Annotated in this window: 20 protein-coding genes; 11 read left to right on the top strand and 9 right to left on the bottom strand. The window is 68.1% G+C overall.

Features of this window, described 5'->3' with window-relative positions:
• Positions 1-82: 82 nt before the first annotated feature.
• From VXM69_RS09495 to cobA, 3 genes are all read right to left on the bottom strand, one after another.
• Entirely contained in the window at positions 83-1,135 is a 1,053-nt protein-coding gene (locus tag VXM69_RS09495; RefSeq protein WP_034191243.1) for a CmpA/NrtA family ABC transporter substrate-binding protein, read from the bottom strand.
• 5 nt (positions 1,136-1,140) lie between these two features.
• Positions 1,141-1,737, bottom strand: a complete 597-nt coding sequence (locus VXM69_RS09490) for an ANTAR domain-containing response regulator (RefSeq protein ID WP_034191244.1) — start codon at positions 1,735-1,737, stop codon at positions 1,141-1,143.
• Between the two features lie 120 nt (positions 1,738-1,857).
• Positions 1,858-2,619, bottom strand: coding sequence for a uroporphyrinogen-III C-methyltransferase (gene cobA, locus VXM69_RS09485; RefSeq protein WP_049030155.1), 762 nt, complete (start codon positions 2,617-2,619; stop codon positions 1,858-1,860).
• A 608-nt stretch (positions 2,620-3,227) separates the two neighbouring features.
• On the opposite strand from cobA, the gene VXM69_RS09480 reads away from it, so the two are divergent.
• The 4 genes from VXM69_RS09480 to VXM69_RS09465 are packed head-to-tail and all read left to right on the top strand — an operon-like array spanning position 3,228 to position 11,740.
• The gene (locus VXM69_RS09480) at positions 3,228-4,553 is read left to right on the top strand and encodes an MFS transporter (RefSeq protein WP_175028562.1); all 1,326 of its coding nucleotides are present in this window, start codon (positions 3,228-3,230) and stop codon (positions 4,551-4,553) included.
• A gap of 21 nt (positions 4,554-4,574) precedes the next feature.
• Positions 4,575-7,160, top strand: coding sequence for a nitrite reductase large subunit NirB (gene nirB, locus VXM69_RS09475; protein WP_367188478.1), 2,586 nt, complete (start codon positions 4,575-4,577; stop codon positions 7,158-7,160).
• Positions 7,161-7,191: 31 nt separating this feature from the next.
• Positions 7,192-7,536, top strand: a complete 345-nt coding sequence (gene nirD / locus VXM69_RS09470; RefSeq protein ID WP_034191247.1) for a nitrite reductase small subunit NirD — start codon at positions 7,192-7,194, stop codon at positions 7,534-7,536.
• A gap of 16 nt (positions 7,537-7,552) precedes the next feature.
• Positions 7,553-11,740 (top strand): molybdopterin-dependent oxidoreductase, encoded by a 4,188-nt coding sequence (locus VXM69_RS09465; RefSeq protein ID WP_367188477.1) that lies wholly within the window; start codon positions 7,553-7,555, stop codon positions 11,738-11,740.
• A 45-nt stretch (positions 11,741-11,785) separates the two neighbouring features.
• On the opposite strand, the gene VXM69_RS09460 is transcribed toward VXM69_RS09465, so the two are convergent.
• Entirely contained in the window at positions 11,786-12,562 is a 777-nt protein-coding gene (locus VXM69_RS09460) for an SDR family oxidoreductase (RefSeq protein ID WP_034191249.1), read from the bottom strand.
• 4 nt (positions 12,563-12,566) lie between these two features.
• Positions 12,567-13,010: a heme-binding protein gene (locus VXM69_RS09455; RefSeq protein ID WP_069704690.1), complete on the bottom strand. Its 444-nt coding sequence runs from the start codon at positions 13,008-13,010 to the stop codon at positions 12,567-12,569.
• 95 nt (positions 13,011-13,105) lie between these two features.
• Here VXM69_RS09455 and VXM69_RS09450 point away from each other — a divergent pair, with 95 nt between their 5' ends.
• The 7 genes from VXM69_RS09450 to VXM69_RS09420 all read left to right on the top strand — a co-directional run bounded on the left by VXM69_RS09450 (position 13,106) and on the right by VXM69_RS09420 (position 22,401).
• Positions 13,106-14,020 carry a LysR family transcriptional regulator gene (locus VXM69_RS09450; RefSeq protein WP_034191251.1) on the top strand — a complete coding sequence of 305 codons (915 nt, stop codon included), beginning with the start codon at positions 13,106-13,108 and terminating at the stop codon, positions 14,018-14,020.
• 83 nt (positions 14,021-14,103) lie between these two features.
• On the top strand, positions 14,104-14,538 hold the full coding sequence (locus VXM69_RS09445; RefSeq protein WP_301740982.1) for a hypothetical protein: 435 nt from the start codon (positions 14,104-14,106) through the stop codon (positions 14,536-14,538).
• A 516-nt stretch (positions 14,539-15,054) separates the two neighbouring features.
• Entirely contained in the window at positions 15,055-16,494 is a 1,440-nt protein-coding gene (locus VXM69_RS09440) for a UbiA family prenyltransferase (protein ID WP_034191649.1), read from the top strand.
• A gap of 15 nt (positions 16,495-16,509) precedes the next feature.
• Positions 16,510-17,700 (top strand): hypothetical protein, encoded by a 1,191-nt coding sequence (locus tag VXM69_RS09435; protein ID WP_343727170.1) that lies wholly within the window; start codon positions 16,510-16,512, stop codon positions 17,698-17,700.
• Positions 17,697-18,035, top strand: a complete 339-nt coding sequence (locus VXM69_RS09430; protein WP_034191254.1) for a hypothetical protein — start codon at positions 17,697-17,699, stop codon at positions 18,033-18,035. Before VXM69_RS09435 ends, VXM69_RS09430 begins: the two co-directional genes overlap by 4 nt.
• Before the next feature lie 494 nt (positions 18,036-18,529).
• On the top strand, positions 18,530-21,124 hold the full coding sequence (mprF, locus tag VXM69_RS09425; RefSeq protein WP_124669929.1) for a bifunctional lysylphosphatidylglycerol flippase/synthetase MprF: 2,595 nt from the start codon (positions 18,530-18,532) through the stop codon (positions 21,122-21,124).
• A complete protein-coding gene (locus VXM69_RS09420; RefSeq protein WP_367188476.1) occupies positions 21,121-22,401 on the top strand; it encodes a virulence factor family protein in 1,281 nt (426 codons plus the stop codon). Before mprF ends, VXM69_RS09420 begins: the two co-directional genes overlap by 4 nt.
• 79 nt (positions 22,402-22,480) lie before the next feature.
• On the opposite strand, the gene VXM69_RS09415 is transcribed toward VXM69_RS09420, so the two are convergent.
• The 4 genes from VXM69_RS09415 to VXM69_RS09400 form a co-directional block, all read right to left on the bottom strand.
• Positions 22,481-22,936, bottom strand: a complete 456-nt coding sequence (locus VXM69_RS09415) for a DUF934 domain-containing protein (protein WP_124669931.1) — start codon at positions 22,934-22,936, stop codon at positions 22,481-22,483.
• The gene (locus VXM69_RS09410) at positions 22,933-24,717 is read right to left on the bottom strand and encodes a nitrite/sulfite reductase (protein WP_367188475.1); all 1,785 of its coding nucleotides are present in this window, start codon (positions 24,715-24,717) and stop codon (positions 22,933-22,935) included. The genes VXM69_RS09415 and VXM69_RS09410 overlap by 4 nt, the downstream gene beginning before the upstream one ends.
• Before the next feature lie 203 nt (positions 24,718-24,920).
• Entirely contained in the window at positions 24,921-25,316 is a 396-nt protein-coding gene (locus VXM69_RS09405) for a hypothetical protein (RefSeq protein ID WP_034191259.1), read from the bottom strand.
• A 101-nt stretch (positions 25,317-25,417) separates the two neighbouring features.
• Entirely contained in the window at positions 25,418-26,851 is a 1,434-nt protein-coding gene (locus VXM69_RS09400) for a PLP-dependent aminotransferase family protein (protein ID WP_343727165.1), read from the bottom strand.
• Positions 26,852-26,945: the final 94 nt, after the last annotated feature.

The following is a 26,945-nucleotide window of genomic DNA, read 5'->3' as shown; positions in this document are numbered from 1 at the left end:
GCGGTGCCTGTCGGCCGCCGCCGGGTGGCCCGGAGCGGTGTGGCGCGGCCCGGGAGCGCGCCTTCGGCTTCAGGCGCGCGCATTACGCGCGCGACGGGCCCGATGCGCCGCCTTCGGCGACCGCAGCATCATACAACGCGGTCTGCGCGATTGCCGCGGCGATCGCCGCATCGTCGTGCGGGCCGTCGAGCATCCCCCAGCGCCGGTATTGGGACAGGAACCAGCGGCCTTCGAGCGGATCGGGCCGGTTCACGGTACCGCCGTCGTGGAAGCGGATCGGCAGCGGCGGCGTGGCGAACGGCCCGGCGCCGTAGTCGCCGAGCAGGCGCGGCGCGATCAAGCGGGCCGGCACGCCGAGCGCGTCGGGCGACGCGAGCCAGTCGGCGGCCTCGCGGCGATGCGCGGCGCTGTCGAGCCACGCACACGCATCGACGAGCGTGCGGATCAGCGCTCGCGCGGTGGCCGGATACAGCGCGACGAAGTCGCGCCGTGCCGCCAGCACCTTTTCCGGATGATCGGGCCAGATCTCGCTCGTGACCGCGACGGTGCGGCCCGCGCCGCATGCGTCGGCCACCGCGTGCCATGGCTCGCCGGCACAGAAGCCGTCGAGCTCGCCGCCGGCGAGCGCGGCGACCATCTCGGGCGGCGGGATCACGACGCTGCGCACGTCGCGCAGCGGATCGACGCCGTGCGACGCGAGCCAGTGGTTCAGCCACATCGCGTGCGTGCCGGTCGGGAACGTCTGCGCGAGCAGCGGCTTGCGGCCGAGCGTCGCGAACGTGTCGCGCAGGCTGCCGGTGTCGCGGAACGCGTCGGCGAGGCCGCGCGACAACGTGATCGCCTGGCCGTTGCGGTTCAGCACCATCAGCGCGGCCATGTCGGCCTGCGGGCCGCCGATGCCGAGCTGCAGCCCGGTGACGAGGCCGTACAGCGCATGCGCGGCGTCGAGTTCGCCGCTCAGCAGCTTGTCGCGCACGGCGGCCCAGGACGGCTGGCGGCTCGGCTCGAGCGTGAGGCCGTGCCGCGCGCCGAGGTTCAGGCGCTGCGCGACGATCAGCGGGGCCGCGTCGCTCAGCGCGACGAACCCGAGGCGAAGATGGGCGCGTTCCGGCGCGGCGGGAGGTGAGGTATCCATGGCACTCATGACTGGGGTGAGGCGTCGAGCAGTTGGCGCGCGACGTCGACGATGCGCAGGCCCTGATCCATCGCGCGCTTGCGCAGCGCCGCGTACGCATCGTGCTCGGACAGCTTGCGCTGGTCCATCAGCGCGCGTTTCGCGCGGTCGATCAGCTTGCGTTCGGCGAGTTCGCGCTCGACGTCGGCCAGCCGGCGGCGCAGCGCATCGTCGTGCGAGAAGCGTGCGAGCGCGACTTCGAGAATCGGGGCGAGCCGCTCGGCCGACAAGCCTTCGACGAGATACGCGCTGACGCCCGCGCCGACCGCCGCGCGGATCAGCTCCTGGTCGGCGTCGTGGCTGAACATCAGCACGGGGCGCGGCGCGGTCGTGTGCATCACGGCGAGCTGTTCGAGCGTGTCGCGCGACGGCGAATCGGTGTCGATGATCACGACGTCGGGGCGCTGCTCCTCGACGGCTGCCGGCAGGCGCGCGGGTGTCGCGACGTCGTTCAGCATCTCGTAGCCGAGGCGCGCGAGCGCGTCGCCGAGCTCGCCGATCGGCTTGTCGGTGTCGGTAACGAGCAGCACGCGCAGGCGGGGGGGCTGGGCAGGCGAACTCATGAGGCAGGCGACAGGAGCGGTGAAGCCGCGGGGCCGCGCGCGAACGACGCATGCAGGCCGCGCGCGTGGCCGTTGGCGGCGGGAACGGAGAGCGGCCGAAGCCGTGCGAAGCCGCGCATGTCAGGCGGCCCGCGAAAACACCGTGCCGACCGCGGCATCCGCATCCTGCGCGGCGGCTTCGCCGATCGCGCCGCCGACGAGGATCACGGCCGGGCTGCCGAGCCGCGCGGCGTCGATGCCGTGCGCAAGCGTGCCGAGCGTGCCGGTCCAGCGGCGTTCGTCGGGCGTGCCGGCCCATTGCACGGCAGCCGCCGGCGTCGACGCCGGCAGCGCGGCGAGCAGGCCCGACGCGATGCGGTCGATGCGGCTCATCCCCATGTAGATCGCGAGCGTCGTGCCGGTCGCCGCGAGCCGCGCCCAGTCGGGTTCGCCGTGATCCTGGCGGTGTGCGGTGACGAACGTGACGCCCTGGCAGTGCGCGCGGTGCGTGAGCGAGACGCCGAGGCTCGCGGCGGCCGCGAATCCCGACGAGATGCCGCTGACGATCTCGACCGGAATCGCGGCGGCGCGCAGTGTCGCGAGTTCTTCGCCGGCGCGGCCGAACAGCAGCGCGTCGCCGCCTTTCACGCGCACCACGTGCGCGCCGCGCAGCGCGTAGCGGCGCATCAGCTTCTCGATGAATGCCTGCGGCGTGGAGCGGCAGCCGCCGCGCTTGCCGACGCGGATCACGCGCGCCCGCGGCGCGAGTTCGGCGATGCCGGGCGCGACGAGGTCGTCGAGCAGCAGCACGTCGGCGGCGGCGAGTGCCTTTACGGCCTTCAACGTGAGGAGATCGGGATCGCCGGGGCCGGCGCCCAGCAGCGTGACTTTGCCAGTCGTCATGTCGTGTTCCATTGCCGCATGCGTGCGTGCGGCGGTCGATAACGGTCTGCGCGGTGGCGGCGGGCGATCGAAACGCACCGGCATCCGCCGTGCCGCGCACGGGAGGGACGCCGTTGTCCTGGGGGAGCCTGTCCCGAAGGGCGGGCAAGGGTTTGCGGGAACTGCCCACCGGCGCCGTTGCCGGTGTCGCGCACGAGATCGAGCAATATCCGGGCCAACCGGTGCACGGCCCGGCACGCACCGCGCGCGGGCTGCCGCCATGCCGTATCGCGTGCGTCGCGCGCCACGTGTGCGCACCGCGATGTCGCACGGCGACAGTGCTGCAGCGCACCACATCTGTGCCTCGCTGCCTCACCGCGCAGCGTCCGCCGCGCGTCACCGGGCGCCGCATGCCGGCCGGCGAGCCTTGTACGGCGCGGCTGCGGGCCCGATTGGCGGCAACATGGCATGGCGTTTGCGTAAGCCGATTCGGGCGGATCAACGGCGATTCGTCCGCAGTACCGATTACCGACGCGCCCGGCAACGGGCTTCTTGGGCAACGGCGTCCTACGCATCGGGTCTCGACGAGACCGGGTGCGCAGGACGCCGTTTTTCGTTTGGCGGATGACATGACCGACAAAGCTACCCGTATCGATCTCTTCAGCTTCCGCACCGCGCCGATGCGCGCGTTCCACATGACGTGGATGGCGTTCTTCGTCTGTTTCTTCGCGTGGTTCGCATGCGCGCCGCTGATGCCGCTCATTGCACGCGAATTTCACCTGACGGCGGCTCAGGTCGCCAACATCAACATCGCCGCGGTGGCCGCGACGATCGCCGTGCGGCTGCTCGTCGGGCCGTTGTGCGACCGCTTCGGCCCGCGCCGCGTGTATGTCGGCCTGCTGCTGCTCGGCGCGATTCCCGTGTTCGCGGTGTCGTTCACGCACGATTACCTGTCGTTCCTGATCTGCCGGCTCGGCATCGGTGCGATCGGCGCGGGCTTCGTGATCACGCAGTACCACACGTCGGTCATGTTCGCGCCGAACGTCGTCGGCACCGCGAACGCGACGACGGCGGGCTGGGGCAACGCCGGTGCCGGCGCGACGCAGGCGCTGATGCCGCTGCTCGTCGCCGCGGGCCTGATGCTCGGCCTCGGCGAGGATTCGTCATGGCGCGTCGCGCTGGTCGTGCCGGGCGTCGCGATGCTCGTGATGGCCTGGGCGTACTGGCGTTTCACGCAGGACTGCCCGCAAGGCGACATCATCGCGCTGCGCAAGGAAGGCGTGACGGTCGACAGCGGCAAGAAGGGCGGCTGGGCGAGCTTTGTCGCCGCATGCGCGAACTATCGCGTGTGGATGCTGTTCGTCACCTACGGTGCGTGCTTCGGCGTCGAGGTATTCATCCACAACATCGCCGCGCTGTACTACGTCAATCACTTCAGCCTGTCGCTGAAGGACGCCGGTTTCGCGGTCGGCCTGTTCGGGCTGCTCGCGCTGTTCGCCCGCGCGCTCGGCGGCTGGCTGTCCGACAAGATCGCCGCGCGCCGCAGCCTCGACGTGCGCGCGGCGCTGCTGTGCGCGCTGATCGTCGGCGAAGGGCTCGGGCTGATCTGGTTCTCGCATGCGCAAAGCGTCGGCGTCGCACTCGTCGCGATGCTGGCCTTCGGCCTGTTCACGCACATGGCCTGCGGCGCGACCTACGCGCTGGTGCCGTTCATCGACCGCAAGGCGCTCGGCGGCGTCGCGGGGATCGTCGGCGCGGGCGGCAACGTCGGCGCGGTGGCGGCGGCTTTCCTGCTGAAGGGCGTGGGCGACGTGCAGCAGACGCTGAGCCTGCTCGGCCTCGTCGTGACCGCGACCGCGCTGTGCGCGATGGCCGTGCGCTTCAGCGAAGAACACAAGGCACGCGAAGCCGAGCTGCGCGATCGCGCGCTGGCCGCCGCCAACGCCGCGAACTGATCGAGCGAAGGAACCTTCACCATGAAACTCATCGTCATCGGCCACGGCATGGTCGGCCACAAGTTCCTCGAATGCGTCGCGGCGCAAGCGGGCGCGGCGGGCGCGCCGCAGGTCACCGTGCTCGGCGAGGAGCCGCGCCCGGCCTACGATCGCGTGCACCTGTCCGAGTTCTTCGCGGGCAAGTCGGCGCACGACCTGTCGCTGGTCGAGCCGGGCTTCTTCGAGCGTCATCCGCAGTTCGACCTGCGGCTGAACGCGCAGGTCGCGTCGATCGACCGCGCCGCGCATACGGTCACGCTTGCGTCGGGCGAAACGCTCGCGTACGACAAGCTCGTGCTCGCCACGGGCTCGCGCCCGTTCGTGCCGCCGGTGCCGGGGCGCGATCGCGCAGGCTGCTTCGTGTACCGGACGATCGAGGATCTCGAGGCGATGCAGGCGTGCGGCGCGCACGCGAAGCGCGGCGTCGTGATCGGCGGCGGGCTGCTCGGCCTCGAATGCGCGAAGGCGCTGCGCGACATGGGGCTCGACACCCACGTCGTCGAATTCGCGCCGCGGCTGATGGCCGTGCAGGTCGACGACGGTGGCGGCCGGATGCTGCGCGCGAAGATCGAGGCGCTCGGCGTGACCGTGCATACGGGCAAGAACACGCTGGAAATCGTCGACGGCGAGGACGGCGCGCACCGGATGGCATTCGCCGACGGCACGCATCTCGACGCCGACATGATCGTGTTCTCGGCCGGCATCCGTGCGCGCGACGAACTGGCCCGTGCGTGCGGGCTCGACACCGGCCCGCGCGGCGGCATCGCGATCGACGACGCGTGCCGCACGAGCGACGCCGACATTTACGCGATCGGCGAATGCGCGGCCTGGAACGGCATGGTGTACGGCCTCGTCGCGCCCGGCTACGACATGGCGCGCGTGGTCGCGACGCAGCTTGGCGGCGAGGTCGGCGCGGGGGCCGCAGCCGCGTTCGCGGGCGCCGACATGAGCACGAAGCTGAAGCTGATGGGCGTCGACGTCGCGAGCATCGGCGACGCGCACGGCACGACGGCCGGCAGCCGCACCTACCAGTATGCGGACGAGCGCCGCCAGGTCTACAAGAAGCTCGTGGTATCCGACTGCGGCAAGTTCCTGCACGGCGCGGTGATGGTCGGCGACGCGGCCGAGTACGGCACGCTGCTGCAGATGATGCTGAACCGCATCGAGCTGCCCGAGTCGCCCGAATTCCTGATCCTGCCGTCGTCGGACGGCGCGGCGAAGCCGGCGATCGGCGTCGACGCGCTGCCCGCGGCCGCGCAGATCTGCTCGTGCAACAACGTGTCGAAGTCGCAGATCTGCGCGGCGGTCGCCGACGGCGCGACGAGCCTCGGCGCGCTGAAGACGTGCACGGGCGCCGGCACGTCGTGCGGCGGCTGCGTGCCGCTCGTCACGCAGATCATGAAGGCCGAGATGCGGAAGCGGGGCCTCGCGGTCGACAACCATCTGTGCGAGCACTTCCCGTATTCGCGTCAGGCGCTGTTCCACCTGATTCGCGTCGAGCGCATCACGACCTTCGACGAACTGCTCGCGAAGCACGGCCGCGGGCTCGGCTGCGACGTGTGCAAGCCGGCCGTGGCGGGCATTCTCGCATCGTGCTTCAACGAGTTCGTGCTCAAGAAGGCGCACGCGGGGCTGCAGGATTCGAACGACTATTACCTCGCGAACATCCAGCGCGACGGCACGTACTCGGTCGTGCCGCGCATGCCGGGCGGCGAAGTCACGCCGGAAGGGCTGATCGCGGTCGGTCAGGTCGCGAAGAAGTACGGCCTGTACACGAAGATCACCGGCGGCCAGCGCGTCGACCTGTTCGGCGCGCGCGTCGAGCAGTTGCCGTCGATCTGGGAGGAGCTGATCGCGGCGGGCTTCGAGTCGGGGCACGCGTACGGCAAGGCGCTGCGCACGGTGAAATCGTGCGTCGGGTCGACCTGGTGCCGCTACGGCGTCGGCGATTCGGTCGGTCTCGCGATCGACCTCGAGCATCGCTACAAGGGGTTGCGCGCGCCGCACAAGATCAAGTTCGGCGTATCCGGCTGCACGCGCGAATGCGCGGAAGCGCAGGGCAAGGACGTCGGCATCATCGCGACCGAAAAGGGCTGGAACCTGTACGTGTGCGGCAACGGCGGGATGAAACCGCGCCATGCGGAGCTGCTCGCGTCCGACCTCGACCGCGACACGCTGGTCCGCTACGTCGACCGCTTCCTGATGTTCTACGTTCGCACCGCCGACCGGCTGCAGCGCACCAGCGTGTGGCGCGACAACCTCGAAGGCGGTCTCGACTACCTGATCGACGTCGTCGTGCACGACAAGCTCGCGATCGCGGCCGAACTCGAAGCCGACATGCAGCACGTGGTCGACACCTACGAATGCGAATGGAAGCGGGCCGTCACCGATCCGGATACGCGCAAGCGTTTCCGCCACTTCGTGAACAGCGACGCGCCCGACACGACCATCGAATTCGTCGAGACGCGCGGCCAGATCCGGCCCGCGACACCCGGCGAGCGGGCGGGCGGCAAGCGCGTGCCGATTCCCGTCGTGGCCGACAGCGCGACCGAACCGGCAACCGCCTGACCGATATCCGCATCACTTCAAGGAGCCCGTCATGAACGATCGTCTTTCGCCATCCTGGACCCGCGTGTGCGCGCTCGACGACATCGTGCCGAACACCGGCGTGTGCGCGCTCGTCAACGGCGCGCAGGTCGCGGTATTCCACGTCGCGCATGCCGACGGCGGCGTGTTCGCGATCGACAACGTCGATCCGGTATCGCAGGCGGCCGTGATGTCGCGCGGGCTGATCGGCAGCCTCGGCGAGCGCATCGTGGTCGCGTCGCCGCTGTACAAGCAGCACTTCGACCTGCGCACCGGCGAATGCCTGGAGGCGCCCGAGCAGTCGGTGAATGCGTATCCGTCGCGGGTCGAGGACGGTTTCGTATGGATCGCGGCCTGACCGTCCCGGAGCGCGCATGACCGCCACCCCCGTCAAGAGCGTGTGCCCGTACTGCGGCGTCGGCTGCGGAATGGTGCTGCACGTCGAGGACGGCGAAGTCGTCAAGGTCTCCGGCGACGCCGACCATCCGGCCAACTTCGGGCGGCTGTGCACGAAGGGATCGTCGGCGCACGTGGCGCTGCGCCGCTCGGGACGGCTCGACCGCGCGTTCGTGCGCCGCGCGCGCGAGGACGACCTCGTACCGCTGCCGGCGCGCGACGCGATCGCCGAAACCGCGCGCCGGCTGCGCGCGGTGCTCGATGCGCACGGCCCCGACGCGCTGTCGTTCTACGTGTCGGGGCAGATGTCGATCGAGGCGCAATACCTCGTCAACAAGCTCGCGAAGGGTTTCGTCGGCACCCACAACATCGAGTCGAACTCGCGTCTCTGCATGGCGAGCGCGAGCACCGGCTACAAGCAGTCGCTCGGCGCGGACGGCCCGCCCGGGTCGTACCAGGACTTCGATCGCGCGAACCTGTTTTTCGTGATCGGCGCGAACATGGCCGACTGCCACCCGATCCTGTTCCTGCGGATGATGGACCGCGTGAAGGCCGGCGCGAAGCTGATCGTGGTCGATCCGCGCCGCACCGGCACCGCCGACAAGGCCGACCTGTTCCTGCAGATCCGGCCTGGCACCGATCTCGCGCTCGCCAACGGGCTGCTGCATCTGCTGCATGCGAACGGCCGCACCGATGCCGCGTTCATCGACGCATACACGGAAGGCTGGGACGCGATGCCCGCGTTTCTCGCCGACTACACGCCCGAACGCGTGGCCGCGATCACCGGGCTCGCGGAAGCCGACCTGCGCACGGCCGCGCAATGGATCGGCGATGCGCAGGAATGGATGAGCTGCTGGACGATGGGGCTCAACCAGAGCACGCACGGCGTGTGGAACACCAACGCGATCTGCAACCTGCATCTGGCAACCGGCAGGATTTGCCGCGCCGGAAGCGGCCCGTTCTCGCTGACCGGTCAGCCGAACGCGATGGGCGGGCGCGAGATGGGCTACATGGGGCCGGGCTTGCCGGGCCAGCGCTCGGTGCTGTCCGACGACGACCGCCGCTTCGTCGAGGACCTGTGGCGCGTGCCCGCCGGCACGCTGCGCAAGGACGCCGGCAAGGGCACGGTCGACCTGTTCGAGCGAATGGCGGCCGGCGACATCAAGGCGTGCTGGATCGTTTGCACGAACCCGGTCGCGACCGTGCCGAACCGGCGGAACGTGATCGCCGGTCTGCAGGCCGCGGAGCTCGTGATCGCGCAGGACGCGTTCCTCGACACCGAGACCAACCGCTACGCGGACATCCTGCTGCCCGGCGCGCTGTGGGCCGAGGGCGACGGCGTGATGGTCAACTCCGAGCGCAACATGACGCTGATGCGCGCGGCGGTCGCGCCGCCCGGCGACGCGCTGCCCGACTGGCGCATCGTCGCGGAAGTCGCGCGTGCGATGGGCTTCGGCGAGGCCTTCGACTATGCGTCGGCGGCCGACGTGTTCGACGAGATCGTGCGCTTCTCGAATCCGGCGACCGGTTACGACCTGCGCGGCGCGAGCCATGCGGCGCTGCGCGACGGCCCGGTGCAATGGCCGGTCGCGCCGGGCACCGCGCGCGAGCGGCATCCGGTCCGCTACCTGAACGACGGCGTGAGCCAGACGCCGCGCACGGCCGCCGACGGCGGCGATGCGCCGCGCATCGCATTCCCGACACCGTCGGGCAAGGCGCGCTTCTTTGCACGGCCGCACGTCGACCCGGCCGAACTGCCCGACGACACGTTCCCGATCGTGCTGAACACCGGGCGGTTGCAGCATCAGTGGCACACGATGACGAAGACGGGCAAGGTCGCGATGCTGAACAAGCTCAACCCGCGCCCGTTCGTCGAGCTGCATCCGGACGATGCGCGCGCGCTCGGCATTGCGGCGAAGGACGGCGTCGAAATCCGTTCGGCGCGCGGCCGCGCGGTGCTGCCGGCCGTCGTGACCGAACGCGTGCGGCGCGGCAACTGCTTCGCGCCGATGCACTGGAACGACGTGTACGGCGACGACCTGTGCGTCAACGCGGTGACGAACGACGCGATCGATCCGGAATCGCAGCAACCCGAACTGAAATATTGCGCGGTCGCGCTGCGGCGTGTCGACACGGATGCGTTCGCGTCCGCCGATGACGACGCGGCGCAACCCGATGCATGCGCCGACGACGCGGGGCCCGCGCCGGCGCCGGTGCAGGCTGCTGCTTCACAGGAATCCGACATGGCAGACATCGACACTTTCGCGGCCGCGCTCGGCGTCGCCGATCTCGCGCCGCCGCCGTTGACCGATACCGAACGGCTGTATGTGGCGGGCCTCGTCAGCGGGCTGAAGGCCAGCGCCGGCCGGCGCGAGGGCGGTGTGCCGGTGCTGCCGGCCGCCGCGCCGTTGACGCCGCCGGTGCGGCTCTGGCTCGACGGGATGCTCGCGGGCCTGTTCAGCCGCTCGCTGCCTGCGCATGCGCAGGTTACCGCCACCGCTGCGCTGCCGGCCGAGACCACCGCATCCGGCGGCGTGCGGATCGTGCGCACGCGACCGAAGGTCGTGCTGCTGTGGGCGTCGCAGACCGGCAACATCGAATCGCTGACCGACGATTACGCGACGCGGTTGATGAACGCGGGCTTCGAGATCCGCAGCGCGTGCATGTCCGACTATCCGGTCGCGTCGCTTGCCGGTCCGCAATACGTGCTGCTGATGACGAGCACGTTCGGCGACGGCGACGCACCCGACAACGGCAGCGAGTTCTGGGACGCGCTGCGTGCCGGCAGCGCGGCACGGCTCGACGGCGTGCATTTCGCGGTACTCGCGTTCGGCGACCGCAACTACGACCAGTTCTGCGGCCACGGCCGCCGCCTCGACGCGCGGCTCGCGGAACTCGGCGCGGCGCGCCTGTGCGCGCGCGTCGATTGCGACGTCGAATTCCAGCACGATGCCGACCAGTGGCTCGAACGCGTCGTCGCGCGGATCAAGGAGGCCGACGCGGCGCTGCACGCGGTGCCGTCCGGCGGGATGAGCCCGCCGGGGCTGCTGCCGACGAAGGCGCAGCCGGCGCCGTCGAAGCTCGTCGCGAACGTGCGGCTCAATCGCCCGGGCGCCGCGAAGGACACGCGCTACGTGTCGCTGTCGACCGACGGCGCGAACCTCGAATACGAAACCGGCGACGCGCTCGGCGTGTGGCCGACCAACTGCCCGGAACTGGTCGACGAACTGCTGTCGGTGACCGCGCTGAAGGCCGATGCGCCGGTGTCGGTGGCGGGCGTCGGCGAGATCCGCCTCGGCGACGCGCTCGCGCGCCACTTCGACATCACGCGTCCGCATCCGGATACGCTCGCGTTCATCGCGTCGCGCAGCGCGAACGGTGCGCTGAAGGCGTTGCTCGGCGACGATCGCAAGGGCGACCTGAAGCAATGGCTGTGGGGGCAGCAGCTCGCGGACGTGCTGCACGCGTTTCCGGTCGATCTGTCGGGCACGGAGCTGGTCGGCATGCTCAAGCGCATGCAGCCGCGCCTCTATTCGATCGCGTCGAGCCCGAGCGCGCACCGGGGCGAGATTCACCTGACCGTGTCGGCCGTGCGTTATCACAACGGCCGTCGCGCACGCAAAGGCGTCGCGTCGACGTTCCTCGCCGATCGCGCGGACGATGGACGCGTGCCGGTGTTCGTGCAGAAGTCCGCGCATTTCCGGCCGCCGGTGAACGGCGACGTGCCGATCGTGATGGTCGGCCCCGGCACCGGCGTCGCCCCGTTCCGCGGGTTCCTGCACGAGCGGCAGGCGCGCGGCGCGCGCGGGCGCAACTGGCTGTTCTTCGGCGAGCAGCACGCGCAGACCGACTTCTACTACGGCGACGAACTCGGTGCGATGCACGACAGCGGCTTCCTGACGCGGCTCGATCTCGCGTTCTCGCGCGACCAGGCCGACAAGATCTACGTGCAGGACCGGATGCGCGAGCAGGGCGCCGAGTTGTTCGCGTGGCTGGAGGAAGGCGCGCACTTCTACGTGTGCGGCGACGCCGCGCGGATGGCCAGGGACGTCGATGCGGCGCTGAAGGCCGTCGTTGCCGAGCACGGCGGGATGTCGGACGAAGCCGCGAACGACTATGTCGCGCGGCTCGCGAAGGCTCGGCGCTACATGCGCGACGTGTACTGACCGCGCGAGCGGCGGCGCGCCGTCCGGCGCCTGCCGCCCGGCTCGTCATTGCTGCCGTTCCCATGCGCGCGCCTGTTCGGCGCGTACGAATGCTTCCGACGATTCCGGCAGCAGGTTGCGGAACGCGCCGCCGTCGCTGTCGATCACGTCGACCATCTTCGCGATCATTTCCTCCGGGTCGTGCTGTTCGAGCGGGAACGTCAGCCGCTCGGGCGTCACGGTATGCACGGCGGGATCGCGCCAGCGCCGCGTCGTTTCCATCATCCGGTCGTTGAAGCCCGTGCGGTACGGGCCGGGGTTCACGACCGCGACGCGGATCCCGTGCGGCGCCAGTTCCGCCTGCATCGCCTCGGCCACCGCTTCGACCGCGTGCTTCGACGCGCAATACGCACCCGTGAACGGCCCCGTGATCAGGCCCGCGATCGACGACACGAACACGATCTTGCCGTGCCCGCGCGCGAGCATGCCGCGCGCGATCTGCTGCGTGAGTTCGAGCGGACCGAACACGTTGACGTCGAACAGCTCGCGGACGATCTCGACCGGCAGGTCGACGAGCGCACCGGCCTCGCCGACACCCGCGTTGTTTACGAGCACGTCGATGTCGAGTTCCGCCGCGCGGGCGCGATCGTGCGCCGACGTGACGTCGAGCTTGATCGCACGCAGCGCGGCGCCGCGTTGCGCGGCGGCGGCCGTCAGTGCGTCGATTTCGGCGGTGACGCGAACGCCGGCCGTCACGTCGTGACCGCGCGCGGCGAGCCGTAAGGCGACCTCGCGGCCGAACCCGGTGCCTGCGCCGGTGATGAGGATGCGCTTCTGTGTCATGGGCTTACCCTGTGGTTGGGAGGTGGAGCGTTGCCGGAAAGCGGTCGCGGCCGTGTCGCGCGATCGCGGTGTCTTCATCGACGCTGCCGCCCGAGACGCCGATCGCGCCGACGCAGCGCCCGTTGCCGTCGATCAGCGGTTCGCCGCCGCCGAACGTGACGAGCCCGCCGTGACTGTGCTCGATGCCGTGCAGCGGACCGTCGCCCGACATCGCGCCGAGCGCATCGGTCGACGCACGGAAGCGGACTGCCGTCAGCGCCTTGCGCTGCGCGAGATCGATCGCGCCGAGGAAGCAATCGTCGGTGCGCACGAAGGCGAGCAGGTTTGCACCGGCATCGACGATGGCGATGGCGACGCCGTCGACCTGCAGCGACGCGGCGTGCGCGAGGGCCGCGTCGATCGCGTGACGGGCGGCTGCGAGCGGCAGCGCGGCGGTAACGGGTGACATGCGAAGCTCCGGTGAGACGACAGCGTCAGTGTAGGCAGTTGCGGTATATGGGAGAATCCGCATTCCGCTCGAAAGAGTTTCAAGTTTTTCTAATGATGGGCAGACGCGATCCGATGGCCGGGCTGCACGTGTTCATGACCGTCGCGACGGCCGGCAACTTCACGCGGGCCGCCGCCGCGCTCGGCTTGACGCCGGCTGCCGTCAGTCTCGCGATCGGGCAGCTCGAGGGCGAGCTGAACGTGAAGCTGTTCAACCGCAGCACCCGCGGCGTGAGCCTGACGGAAGCCGGGCAGCGCTACTGGCGGCAGACGGAGCCCGCGTACCGGCAGGTCATGCAGGCGCGCGACGAGCTGAAGGACGCGCGCAGCGAGCCGAGCGGCGTGTTGCGCGTGACCGCGCTGCCGCTGGCGCGCTCGCTCGTGATCGCGCCCGTACTCGCCACGTTTCGCGAGCGTTTTCCGAAAGTCCGGCTCGAGATCCGCTACGAGAACGAACTGGTCGACATCGCGAAGGACGGGTTCGATGCGGGAATCCGGCTGGCCGACCGGTTGCAGCCGGGCATGATCGGCGTGCGCATCGCGCCGGCGCTGACGTGTGCGTTGGTCGCGTCGCCCGGTTATCTGGCACGGCATGGCGTGCCGGCGTCGATTGCGGCGCTCGGGCGTCATGCGTGCATCCGGTTCCGTTTCTCGGAAAGCGGACGCCTGCACAAATGGCTGCTGCAAGACGGGCCGCGCGACGTCGACCTCGATCCGGACGGCGTGTTCGTGACGAACGATGCCGACGCGGTGATCGATGCTGCGCGCGCGGGTGTCGGCATTGCATTCGCGTTCATGCGCGAGCGCATCGAGCAGGATCTGCTTGATGGCTCGCTCGTCGAGGTGCTGCCGGGCGTGTGCCGCACACTGCCGCCGATGTGGCTGTACTACGTGAATCGCAAGCACGTGCCGGCCAAGCTGCGCGCGCTCATCGACGTGTTGCGCGAGCGAGACGGCGCGGACGCCGCGTGATTGCCGCAGCGGCCGGCTGACTGCAGCGCTGGCCGAGGCGGCGCATGATGGCGGCTCCAGCCACGAAGCCACGGAGTCGCGTCATGACGGCAGCCCGGTTTTTCCCGATTCGAACCCTTGTGATCGCCGCAGCGCTGGCCGGTGCCGCGACCGGTAGCGCGCCGGCCGTCGGCCAGACGTCGACCGTGCCGGCGGGCTCGGCCGCTGCGACGCCGGATAACGCGATACTCCTGACGGTTTTCCTGAAACACGACCAGGCGCGCCCGCTCGCCGAGCTGAATGCGCAACTCGCGAAGCAGGGGTTCTACAAGGCGTTTCCGCCGCCGGGCGTCGAAGTGGTGAGCTGGACCGTGACGATGGGGATCGGGCAGATCGTCGTGCTGCGGCTGCCGGCGTCGCGGCTGCGCGAGGTCAATCGCGTGCTCGAGGATACGGCGTGGGGCGCCTATCGGACGGAGTTCTATCCGACTTACGACTACAAGGCGATCGCGTTGGGGGAGCGTGAGCGGGGGAGGTGAAGCGTGATCCGGCGTGTCGTGGTCCCGCGATATCGTCCGGTATCGACCGTGTCGAAATTCAGCCGGGAAATGGCCGGAACAGAATTGAGGCGAGTGCCTTTCGATTTTGTCCTGGAGGGAGCCGGGGGATTATGTGTCTTCGTAAATGCATTGCGCATTGAGCGTGACGGAATAACGTGGAATGTTTTGGAGAGAGTCGCCATTTGGTGACATTCTTTAAAAAATAATAGAAATGGCTGCCTGCCGCCCGTCACGTTATCGTGAGTGGGGGCGTCTGTAGTTGACGCGATCATGCGGACAAGGGCGACACGGGACAAAAGTGGTCGTATTGTTGCGGGTTCGGCTTATCGGACCCCGTTTTCTGGTAAGATCCCGCGATTTGAAAAGTATTCACAATGAAGTCGGGGCTGGTGTAAATAAAAAAGAACGCCGATATCGCTTTCTACCGATAAATTTGGCGCAAGGAACGGATTGACCAGTTTGGCGTCGATGTCAAACGGAAATGAATCACACATGATGCGAGAGACCAGAAAATTGCCGCTTGTCGTCGATCTCGACGGCACGCTGACGACGTCGGATACCTTGATGGAATCCGTGATACGCGTCGTCAAGCATCAACCTGCAAACCTGCTGAAATTGCCTTTCTGGCTCGTGGGCGGCCGCGCTGCATTCAAGGGCAAGGTCGCGGAACAGGTTGGTTTTCGGGCCGAGACGCTTCCCTACCGCGAGTCGCTTGTCGATTATCTGGCCCACGAGCGTAAAAGTGGTCGCAAGATCGTGCTGGCAACGGCGGCCCATCGTTCGATTGCCGAGCAGGTGGATGCTCATCTCGGTTTGTTCGACCTCGTCATTGCAACCCATGGCGATACGAACCTGAAAAGCGAGACGAAGCTTGCCGGCATTCGTCAACAAGTCGGCGACGATTTCGTCTACGCCGGAGACAGCAAGGCCGACATCCCGATCTGGGCGAATGCGAAGGGCGCCATTCTGGCGGGCGTCGCCCCCGGTATTGCCGCGGACGTCCGGAGCAACATTCCAGTCGAACGCGAGTTTCCGAACGAGCCTGTCGGGTTCCTGACCTGGTGCAAGGCGTTGCGAGTCCATCAATGGTTGAAGAACCTGCTGCTGTTCGTCCCGCTGTTGACGGCCTTTGCATTCTTTGACGTCGCCAAGGTTGCCACGCTCGTGCTCGCGTTTCTGTCGATGTCACTGGGGGCATCCGCAACGTACATTGCCAACGATCTGTGGGATCTGGACAACGACCGGCGCCATCCGCGCAAGCGCAATCGCGCGTTCGCGAACGGCACGTTGTCGATCGCCCAAGGTATCGGGGGTGCCGCGCTACTGCTCGTGATCGCGCTTGCATTGGCATTCGCGGTGTCGTCCGAGTTTGCGGGAATGTTCGTGCTGTATCTGATATTGACGACCGCATACAGCTGGAGCCTGAAATCCGTCGTGCTGCTCGATGTGGTGGCGTTGTCGCTGCTGTATACGCACCGGATCGTCGCGGGAGCGGTTGCAGCTGAAATCCAGGTCAGCCGCTGGCTTCTCGCGTTTTCCGTGTTTGCCTTTCTCAGCCTGGCGCTCGTGAAGCGTTGCTCGGAACTGGTGTTCCTCCGCCAGAACGGAAAACCCGTATCGGCGGGCCGTGACTATCGTGTAAGTGATCTCGAAGTACTCTGGCCGTTCGGGATCGGCGCGTCGCTTGCCGCGGTGGTCGTGTTCGGCTTGTTTATCAATGCGCCTGAAACGGCCGCCCGTTACACGATTCCCCATCTGCTCTGGTTCGTTCAGATCGGCCTGATCTACTTGTTCGGCCGACTTTGGATCGCAACGGTGCGTGGCGCGATGCACGACGATCCAATCGTCCATATTCTCGAAAACCGGGGTAGTCTCGGCATGCTTTGCGTCATGGTGGCGCTCGTGCTGGCTGCTCACTTTCTGCCCGTGCTGTAAGTAGCGCGGATCCCTATGACGGAAATGAACCGAAACCGCGTGCGGGCATTCTGCCGCTTCGCCATCGTCTACGTGTTGCTCTTCGTGTGCGCCGGTAACATCACCAACAGCATGTTGTTGAAGTGGGGGTTCCGTGACGATCAGAAAGGCGATTTTGCAACGAGCTACAGTCTCGTGGGAATGATGAACGGCGATGCGCCGAAACCCTTTGTCTATCGTTCATCATTTCCGAAAGCCGCGAAATGGATGGTCGAACGCCTCGGGCAAGCCAGGCAGGACAGGCTGTTCAAATCGATCATCCGCCATGATTCGCTGCGCAACGCCTATTTCACGAACGTGCCGGACAAGTATTGGACACCGGTCGTGGCGCTTGTCTATCACCTGACCTACATTGCGATCGTACTGTCGACGCTGCTGGCGCTGTGGATGGTGTACAGGCTGGCCCGGCTGCATGGGTTGAGCTTCGGGCATTCCGTCGGATTTCTGGCGGCGTTCAGTTTCGTTTACCCGCTCACATTTCAGCAGGGCGGCTACTACTACGATTTCTTCGAACTCCTGGGTGTGCTGGCGGCGTGCTACTTCGTATTGACGAAGCGCCTGCTGGCTTGCACGCTGACGATTGCCGTTTTCTCGCTGAACAAGGAGACGTTCTTCCTGGTTCCGCTCGCATTTTTCTTCCTGCATGAACGCGACGTCGCGTTGTCGAGGCGCGTTGCATGGCTGGTTGTGCAATTGGGCATTTGCGCGGTGACCCGGCATTTCGTCATGAGCGGTTATGGCGGGAACGCGGGCGGCTTCGTTGAATATCATATATGGGACAACCTTAAGTTCTGGCTGAATCCGGTGTCCTACTTGTCGTTCTATAACCTCGTCGGCAAGGGAATTTTTACGCCGAGCCTGGAAAACCCGTTGATGCTCGTGCCGCTTGCGGTGTTCTTCCGGGCGGCTTGGCGAGCGACGCCCGCACGTTATCGAGCTTACTTCCTTGCGGCGTTCCTTCCGGTGCTGCTGCTGTTCTGCTTTTTCGGTTATCGGGACGAGGCGCGAAACTTCTCGGTCGTCTTTCCTGCGATCGTGTTGATCGCTCTCCATGGCGCGAATCGGTTCAATGCGATCTTTGGCGGGGGCGCCGGCGAGCCGGACGGCGTTCGTGTCCGGTCCGGTCGTCGGCCCGACGTTGCCACGGTGACGGAGGTCGCGAGATGAATTGGCTGATTGTGATCGCGAGTGGTGCTTTCGGCGGGCTGGCCAGCCTGCTGCTCAGAGTGGCGGCGCTCAAGGGGATTGCGCTTGGCGAGTCGAGCGTATTGCCGTGGATGGTGCGCGGCGCGGCGGTAGGGGCTTATGGTATCGGGTTCGTGCTCTACGCGGTCGCTCTGCGCAAGACTTCGCTCGGCGTTGCGTATCCGACCATGGTTGCGATCTCGATGCTCGTCGTGCTGGGGTTCACGGCGCTGCATGAGCATCTGTTGCGACCGATGCAGGCAGTCGGTGCACTGGTCATCCTGATCGGTGTCTGGATGGTCACGCGTTACGCGTAAATCATAAATGGCCTGGCGTTCGGGGTACCACCGTTGTCGCCACGTGGTACAGACTGCATCACCGGCCAATCGTCGAAGCCGGGATTGCAACCTTTCAAGCGACGGGCGGCACGTCAGATGACCCGGCCCCGTTTCAGCAGCGCCCACTCCCCGACAAATTCGTCCTCGCCCTCCGCGCCCCGTCCGGCAGATTTTTCCCAAATGCATCACAAGTCATTCATCCGATGAAAAAACTGCCCGTGTTCCCGGTATGATGCGCACCTTGCGTTTGTGCGGTGCACGATTTTTATGTGTTGTCAGCTCGCCCGGCGAGCCACAAAAGCGCACAATGCGAACCTGAAAGATTCTGTAATATAAATTCCGTATACTCGTAAGTTCTGATCCAGGCGCCGCCGGGCCCCGTCTTCGGCCGACCGCCCACGCAGAACAACCAGATACGTCGCCGCTTGGCTTGCCTGCGCCGCGACACGCTATGCACCACCACTGAACAATTTATGTCTTCCCGCCACTCTGGTTCGCCCGGCCGCGCCGCGGCGGTGATCGCCCGTGCCCGGGCGTTGATCCGCAACGAGCGCGTGCTGTCGCCGCTGCTCGCGCTCGGCATCGGCCTGCTGCTGATCGTGGTTTTCCAGCATCTGTCGGAATCCGTCGACTACCGGTCGGTGATCCGCCAACTGCGTCACCTGTCCGCCGGCGAGTGGGGCGCGTCGCTCGCCGCGACGGCCCTCAGTTATCTCGCGCTCGTCGCCCGCGACGCGGTCGGCCTGCGCTATGTCGCCGCGAAAGTGCCGCGCGTCGCGCTGTGGATCGGCGCGATCGCCGGCTCCGCGCTCGGTAACGCAACCGGTTTCGGCGCACTGACGGGCGGCGCGGTTCGCGCGCGCGTGTACGGCGTATCGGGCGTGACGCCCGCGCAGATCGGCCGGATGACCGTCTTCACGAGCGGCACGCTGGCGCTCGCGATGGTGCTGATGACGGCGGTCGGCATGGTCTGCGTGCCGGAGGCCCTTGCCGCGATGCTGCACGTGGCGCCCGGCGTGCTCACGTGGACCGGTGCCGCGCTGCTCGTGGTGCTGGCCGCGATGGTCGCGATGTGCGGCCACACCGCGCGCCCGGTCGTCACGCGCTTCAAGTGGCTGTCGTTCGACGTGCCCGCGCGGCGCGATCTCGTCGCGCAGGTCGTCTACGCGGTGCTCGACGTCGTCGCGGCAGGTCTGACGCTGTGGGTGCTGCTGCCGGCCGCGCCGGTCGGTTTCCCGACCTTCATCACCGTCTACGCGGCCGCCTTGCTGCTCGGGATGATCGGCCATACGCCGGGCGGGATCGGCGTGTTCGAAGCCGCGATGGTGTTCACGCTCGGCCGCGAAGTGCCCGCGCACGCGATGGTCGCCGCGCTGATTGCCTATCGCGCGATCTATTTCGGCGTGCCGCTCGTGCTGTCGGCCGGCCTGCTGGCCGGTTTCGAGGGCCGCGCGCTGCGGCGCCGGCTCGTCACGCGGCAGGCCGTGCGCGTGTCGCAGCTCGCACCGGTGTTCCTGAGCCTCGTGACGTTCGCGGTCGGCGGGATGCTGGTGATCTCGAGCGCGACGCCGGCGTTCTGGCATCGGATCGCGATCCTGCGTCATATCGTGCCGTTGTGGGTGCTCGAAGGCTCGCAGGTGATCTGCAGCGTGCTCGGCGTCGCGCTGCTGTTCGTCGCGCGCGGGCTGCTGCGGCGGCTCGACGGCGCATGGTGGATGACCTTCGCGTTGACGCTCGCGAGCCTCGCGCTGTCGCTCGCGAAGGGTCTCGCGTTCGTCGAGGCCGGCGTGCTCGGCACGCTGCTCGTGCTGCTGCTCGTCAGCCGCCGACGCTTCAACCGTCATTCGTCGCTGCTCGCCGAGCGCTTCACGGTGAGCTGGTTCGTGTCGGTGACGATGGTGCTGATGCTGGCCGTGTGGGTGCTGTTCTTCGCGTTCCGCGACGTACCGTACACGCGCGAGCTGTGGTCGCATTTCTCGTTCGATGCGCGTGCGCCGCGCGCGCTGCGCGCGACGCTCGCGGCCGGCGTGTTCGTCGCGCTGTTCGCGCTGTGGCAACTGCTGCGTCCGGCGCCCGGGCGTTTCGTGAAACCCGCGGAGCAGGACCTGATCGACGCGGAGCAGATCATCCGCGCGCAGGAATGCAGCGACGCGGGCCTCGCGCTGATGGGCGACAAGTCCTTCCTGTTTTCCGAATCGCGCCGCGCGTTCCTGATGTACGCGAAGAACGGCCGCACGTGGGCCGCGCTGCACGACCCGGTCGGGCCGCGTGAAGAATGGCCGGCGCTGATCAGCAAGTTCATCGCGCTCGCACACGCGCACAGCGGCCGCGCGGCGTTCTACCAGGTGCGCGCGAACGCGCTGCCGCTGTATCTCGACGCGGGCCTCACGCTGATGAAACTCGGCGAGGAAGCGCATATCGCGCTCGACCGGTTCGACCTGAAGGGTTCGAACCGCTCCCACCTGCGCTACGCGCTGCGCCGCGGCGACAAGGACGCGCTGACGGTCGAGGTGATCGCGCCGGGCGACGTGCCGGCCGCGCTGCCGGCGCTGCGCGACATTTCCGACGGCTGGCTCGATAGCCGCGATGCGCGCGAGAAAAGCTTCTCGGTGGCCGCGTTCCACGACGGCTATCTCGCGACGCAGTCGGTGATGCTCGTGCGGCAGGCCGACAAGCCGATCGCGTTCGTCACGTTCATGACGACCGATCTCAACACCGAGGCGACGGTCGGCGTGATGCGCCATCTGCCGGACGCGTCGCCGTACGCGATGGAGTATCTGTTCACGCAGCTCGCGCTGCATCTGAAGGAAGCGGGTTTCCGCAAGCTGAGCCTGGGCATCGCGCCGTTCTCGGGAATGGGGGCGGCGAAGATGCCGTCGCCGTGGCACCGGCTCGGCCTGATGGTCTGGCGCTTCGGCGGCCGCTTCTACAACTTCCGCGGCTTGCGCGCTTTCAAGAGCAAGTTCGAACCGCACTGGGAGCCGCGTTATCTCGCGGCCTCGGGCTCGGTCGGCGTGTTCGTCACGCTGGCGGATCTGTCATTGCTGGCTGGAGGTCGGCGCTCATGAGTTTGAAGAAGGGAATCGCGCGGGCGGCAGCCGCCTGCGCGGGAATGATGCTGGCCGGCGCCGCGTGCGCCACGCAGCCGGCCGCCGTGAAAGCCGAAACCGTGTCGGGCGGCCGTTATGGGCCCGTTACCGTGACCAAACCGAGCGGGCCGCTGCGCGGATTCGTCGTGCTGTTCTCGCGTGAGGCCGGCTGGAATGCCGCCGATCAGCAGGCGGCCGACGCGCTCGCGAAAGCCGGTGCGATGACGGTCGGCGTCGATACCGAGCGCTACGCGATGAATCTCGCCGCGAAGCAGGAGACCTGCCACCACCTCGACGGCGACGCCGAGGCGGTCAGCCATCAGCTCGAACGTCTCGCGCAGTCGTCGCGTTATTTCACGCCGATCGTCGCGGGCGTGGGCCAGGGCGGCGCGATCGCGAAGCAGATCCTGTCGATGGCGCCGGAGAACACGATCGCCGGCGTCGTGTCGGTCGCCCCGGCCGCAAAGCTCGATCCGCGCTTCAAGCCGTGCCCGCCCGATCCGACGATCGTGCGCCGCGCGATGCCGGGCTTCGTCGAAACGGCGGCCGCGGGCGACAACACGAAGCTGGTCTCGCTCGTCACGTCGCACCTGCGCGACAGCGGTAGCGGCGATGAACTCGACGTGTCGGATCTGCCGCTCGTCGAACTGCCGGCCAAGGGCGGCAGCGACCGGCTGGCGATCGTGATCTCGGGCGACGGTGGCTGGCGCGATCTCGACAAGACGATCGCCGAGGCGCTGCAGCGCGACGGCGTGTCGGTGGTCGGCATCGACAGCCTGCGTTATTTCTGGAGCGAGAAGCCGCCCGCGCAAGTGAGCCGCGATCTCGCACGCGTGATGCGCACGTACATGGCGCGCTGGCATGCAAGCCGCGTGGCGCTGATCGGCTACTCGTTCGGCGCCGACGTGATGCCGTTCGCGTACAACCGGCTGCCGGCCGACCTGCGCGACAAGGTCGCGGTGATGTCGCTGCTCGGCTTTGCGCCGTCCGCCGATTTCCAGATCCGCGTGACGGGCTGGCTCGGAATGCCCGCGAGCGACAAGGCGCTGAAGGTCGCGCCGGAAATCGCGAAGGTGCCGCCGCAGCTCGTGCAGTGCTTCTACGGCGCGGAAGAGAAGGACACGATGTGCCCGGCGCTCGCGAACACGGGCGCCGACGTGATCAAGACGCAGGGCGATCACCACTTCGGCCGCGACTACATCGCGCTCGAGAAGAAGATTCTCGGCGGGTTCGGCAAGCCGGTGGCGGCGCGCTGAACGCTGGCGCCCGCGTTGCCGCGGGCACCGGCCGGAATCCTGCCGGTTCATCGTACGGGCGGCCAGCGTGCCGCCCGTTTCATTTTCCGGCCGCTGCCGCCGTCGCCGCTGTCGCCGCCGTGTCGTGCGGCGGCGTGGCCGTTCTCGCGTCGCGCTGATAAAAGCCCGGGAACCGGTCGAGTTGCCGCCGTGCGGCCGCGATTTCGGTGTCGTCGGCGAGCACCGCGCTCGAAAACCCCGTGCGTTCCATCAGCAACAACTGGTCGACCAGCACCTCGCCGGTCGCGCGCAGGTCGCCGGCGAAGCCGAAGCGCTTGCGCAGCAGGTACGCCTGGCTGTACGCGCGTCCGTCCGTGAACGACGGAAACTGCAGGTCGATGCGGGCGGCTTGCGCGATTTGCGCGGCGAGCGGCGCCAGTTCCTCGTCGTTGCCGATCGTCAGCGTCGCGTCGTCGTGCGGCTGCGTGTCGTCGGCGTGGTCGGCCGGCGTCAGCAGGCGGATGCGTGCGTGTGCGATGGAGGTTTCCTGGTTCATGCGTGCTCCGCCCGGTGGCGCGCGTCGTTCGCGGCGGCCTTGAAGGGTTCCGCGCCGATGCGGCGCACGGTGTCGATGAATCGTTCGCTGCGGCCGTTCGTGTCGATCCGCGCGTCGAGGTACGCGCCGACGATCGCATCGACGACATCGACGATCTCGTCCGCCGAGAACGACGGGCCGATCACCTTGCCCGGCCGCGCTGGGCCGCTCGCGGCGGAGCCGTCCGACCCGCCGAGCGTCACCTGGTACCACTCCGCGCCGTCCTTGTCGACGCCGAGGATGCCGAGGTGGCCGCTGTGATGATGGCCGCACGAATTGATGCAGCCGCTGATGTGCAGGTCGAGGTCGCCGATGTCGTGCAGCAGGTCGAGATCCTGGAAGCGCTCGGTGATCGCGTCGGCGATCGGGATCGAGCGCGCGTTCGCCAGCGCGCAGAAATCGCCGCCCGGGCACGCGATCATGTCGGTCAGCAGCCCGACGTTCGCGCTCGCCAGCCCGATCGCGCGGGCGTTTTCCCACAGCAGGAACAGATCGTCGACATGCACCCACGGCAGCACGACGTTCTGCGTGTGCGTGACGCGCGCCTCACCGGCCGAGAAGCGGTCGGCGAGATCGGCGAGCGCGTCGAGCTGGTCCGGCGAGGCGTCGCCCGGGGCCTGCAGGCGGCGCTTGAACGACAACGTGACGATGCGCAGCGCCGGATCGCGATGCGCGGCGACATTGCGGGCGAGCCAGCGCGCGAACGCCGGATGACGGGCCGCCTGTGCGGATACGCGTGCCTGCGCGCCGGCGAGATCGAGCGTGCGGGGCTTGAGCCGCGGCGGGACGAACGACGCGGCCACGCGACCGAATTCGGCCTGCGGGATCGTGTGCGGGCCGCCGTCGAGGACGACGATCTGGCGGAACTCTTCCTCGACGTCGTCGATGTAGCGCTGCCCCTCGGTCTTCACGAGGATCTTGATGCGTGCCTTGTACTTGTTGTCGCGGCGCCCGTAGCGGTTGTACACGCGGACGATCGCCTCGATGTAGTTCATCACGTGTTGCCACGGCAGGAACGCGCGCAGCAGCGTCGCGATCATCGGCGTGCGGCCCATTCCGCCGCCGATGCTGACGCGAAAGCCGAGTTCGCCCGCGTCGTCGCGCACGAGCTGCAACCCGACGTCGTGCCAGTCGGTTGCCGCGCGGTCTTCGGTCGCACCGGTGATCGCGATCTTGAACTTGCGCGGCAGGAACGCGAATTCGGGATGCAGCGTCGTCCACTGGCGCATCACTTCGGCGAACGGGCGCGGATCGGCGATCTCGTCCGGCGCGACGCCCGCGCGCTCGTCGCACGAGATGTTGCGGATGCAGTTGCCGCTCGTCTGGATGCCGTGCATGTCGACGGTCGCGAGCAGGTCCATCACGTCGGCCGCCTTCGCGAGCGGAATCCAGTTGAACTGCACGTTGGTGCGTGTCGTGAAGTGCGCGCTGCGGGTCGGCAGGCGCGACGTGCCGAGCAGCGCCTGCGCGTCGCATGCGGCGCGGTAGGTGGCGTCGTCGGGCACGTCGTAGTCGCGCGCGATTCGCGCCAGCACGCGAAGCTGCGCACTCGACAGCTCGCCGTACGGCACGGCGACGCGCAGCATCGGCGCGTGGCGTTGCACATACCAGCCGTTCTGCAGCCGCAGCGGCCGGAACGCGTCTTCGCTCAGCGTGCCGTGCTGCCAGCGCTCGAGCTGGTCGCGGAACTGGGCGGCGCGGCTGTGCACGAGCGCCCGGTCGAAATCGGTATATCGGTACATGACGTGATACGCGAGAAGCGCCGCGGCGCGGATTGCGCGCGGCTCGGACAGGCGTTGCGACGGATGTCAGGCAACGGGAGACAGCGTAGGGAACGCGGTGCGGCGGGACAAGCAGCAGAACGGGACGAAAAAGGCGCAGCAGATGGCGCGACACGCAGGCGCCGGCGCGGGAGACCGGGCATGCGGCCATGCCCGCGGCGCGATCAAACGCTGGCGTCGACGACGAGCGCCGGATCGAGCGCGCGGATGCGCTGGTCGATGAAGTAGCCGCCGCCTTCTTGATAGCGCAGGAACAAGCGGCCGCACGAGCGGCAGCGGCTGACGCTGCAGCGGTTGTACGGGAAATGGCGCAGGGCGATCGGTGCGTCGTCCGACGCGTAGCGCGTGCCGGCCGGGTGATGCTCCGCATAGGTCGGCTCGGCGTCGCCGGGCGGCACGAGCGTGGCGATTTCGGTCAGTTGCGCATCCTGCAGCGACAGCGGCAGGGTCGTCCATCCGGCGAGCGACGTCTTCGTGCACGTGCACGATTGCGTGACGTGCGCCGCTTCGGCCGTCAGTTTCAACAGGGCGGCGTGATCGAGGTAAGGCAGTTGGCTCATGGGAGATCGTGAAGGTGCGGCGGGATCCGCAATGTAACCCGCGCGCGGATTGCCTGCATGGCCGCGATGCGCGCGGCATGCACCGCGCGTACCGTGAACGATCAGCCTGCCTTGCGGACCGGCGGCTGCGCGACCAGTTCGCCGAGCACGCGGATCGCACGTTCGATGTCGCGGCTCCACGGATGGCCGAAGTTCACGCGCACGCAGCGCTCGAAGCCGTGCGCGGCCGAAAACAGCGGTCCCGGCGCGACGCTGATGCCGCGAGCGATCGCCTGGCGGTGCAACTCCATCGCGTCGATCGCGTCGGGAAACGCGAGCCACAGGAAGTATCCGCCGTCGGGCCGCACCCATTCGACGCCGGGCGGCAGCCAGCGCCGCAACGCGTCGTCCATCCGGTCGAGCTGAGCGTGCAGCGCGCCGCGCAGCTTGCGCAGGTGGCGGTCGTAGCCGCCGTGCTCGAGATAGTTCGCGATGCCGGCCTGCGCGGGAATGCTGGCCGACAGCGTCGTCATCAGCTTGAGCCGCTGCACCTTCTCGGCGAAGCGGCCGGCGGCGGCCCAGCCGATCCGGTAGCCGGGCGCGAGGGTCTTCGAGAACGAGCTGCAGTGCATCACCAGGCCGTGTCGATCGAACGCGCGCGCGGGCAGCGGATAGTCGGGGCCGAAATGCAGCTCGCCGTACACGTCGTCCTCGATCAGCGGCACCTCGCGCGCCGCGAGCAGGTCGACGAGCGCACGCTTCTTTTCGGCGGACAGCGTGACGCCGGTCGGATTCTGGAAATTGGTCATGAACCAGCACGCGCGGATGGCGTGCCGGTCGAGCGCGTTTGCCAGCGCATCGAGATCGAGGCCCGTATGCGGATCGACGGGAATCTCGACCGCGCGCAGGTCGAGCCGTTCGATCGCCTGCAGCGCCGCATAGAACCCGGGCGCTTCGACCGCGACGACGTCGCCGGGCCGAGTCACGGCCATCAGGCACAGGTTCAGCGCCTCGAGCGCGCCGTTCGTGACGACGATCTCGTCGATCGGCTGCGAGATGCCGGTGGCGAGATAGCGGCGCGCGATCTGCTGGCGCAGCGCCTCGTTGCCGGGCGGCAGGTCGACGACCGTGCTCCACGGGCTCACGAGCCGCGTGGCCTGGGCGAGCGACTTCGCCAGGCGCGGCAGCGGAAACAGCTGCGGCGCGGGGAACGCGGAACCGAGCGGCACGATGCCGGGCTGCGTGGCCGCGTCGAGGACGGAGAACACGAGGCTGCTGATGTCGACCTTGCGCGTGGCGCCGGCGCGGTTCGCGCGGCGCTTCGCGGCGGGGTTCGCCGCCGGCGTGGCGCCCGGCGCGACGTAATAGCCCGAGCGTTCGCGTGCACGGATCAAGCCCCACTGTTCGAGCAGGTAATACGCGCGAAACACCGTCGACTGGCTCACGCCGTGCTGCGCGATGATCTGCCGCAGCGACGGCAGGCGCGTGCCGACGGCAAGGTTGCCGTTGCGGATGTCGTCGGCGATCGTATGGGCGAGGGTTTCGTAGCGTTTCATCGGCGTGGGCGGGGCGCGGCGTCGCCGCGCGCGGGCCGGAGTGGCGCCGCGCCGGCGGGCGCGGGCCATTGTCCGACGGGCGGCCCGAAAAGGA

It is taken from the genome of Burkholderia sp. Ed8, assembly GCF_040761425.1.
Classification (GTDB): Bacteria; Pseudomonadota; Gammaproteobacteria; order Burkholderiales; family Burkholderiaceae; genus Burkholderia; species Burkholderia seminalis.
This window is presented reverse-complemented; position numbering and strand designations above follow the sequence as displayed.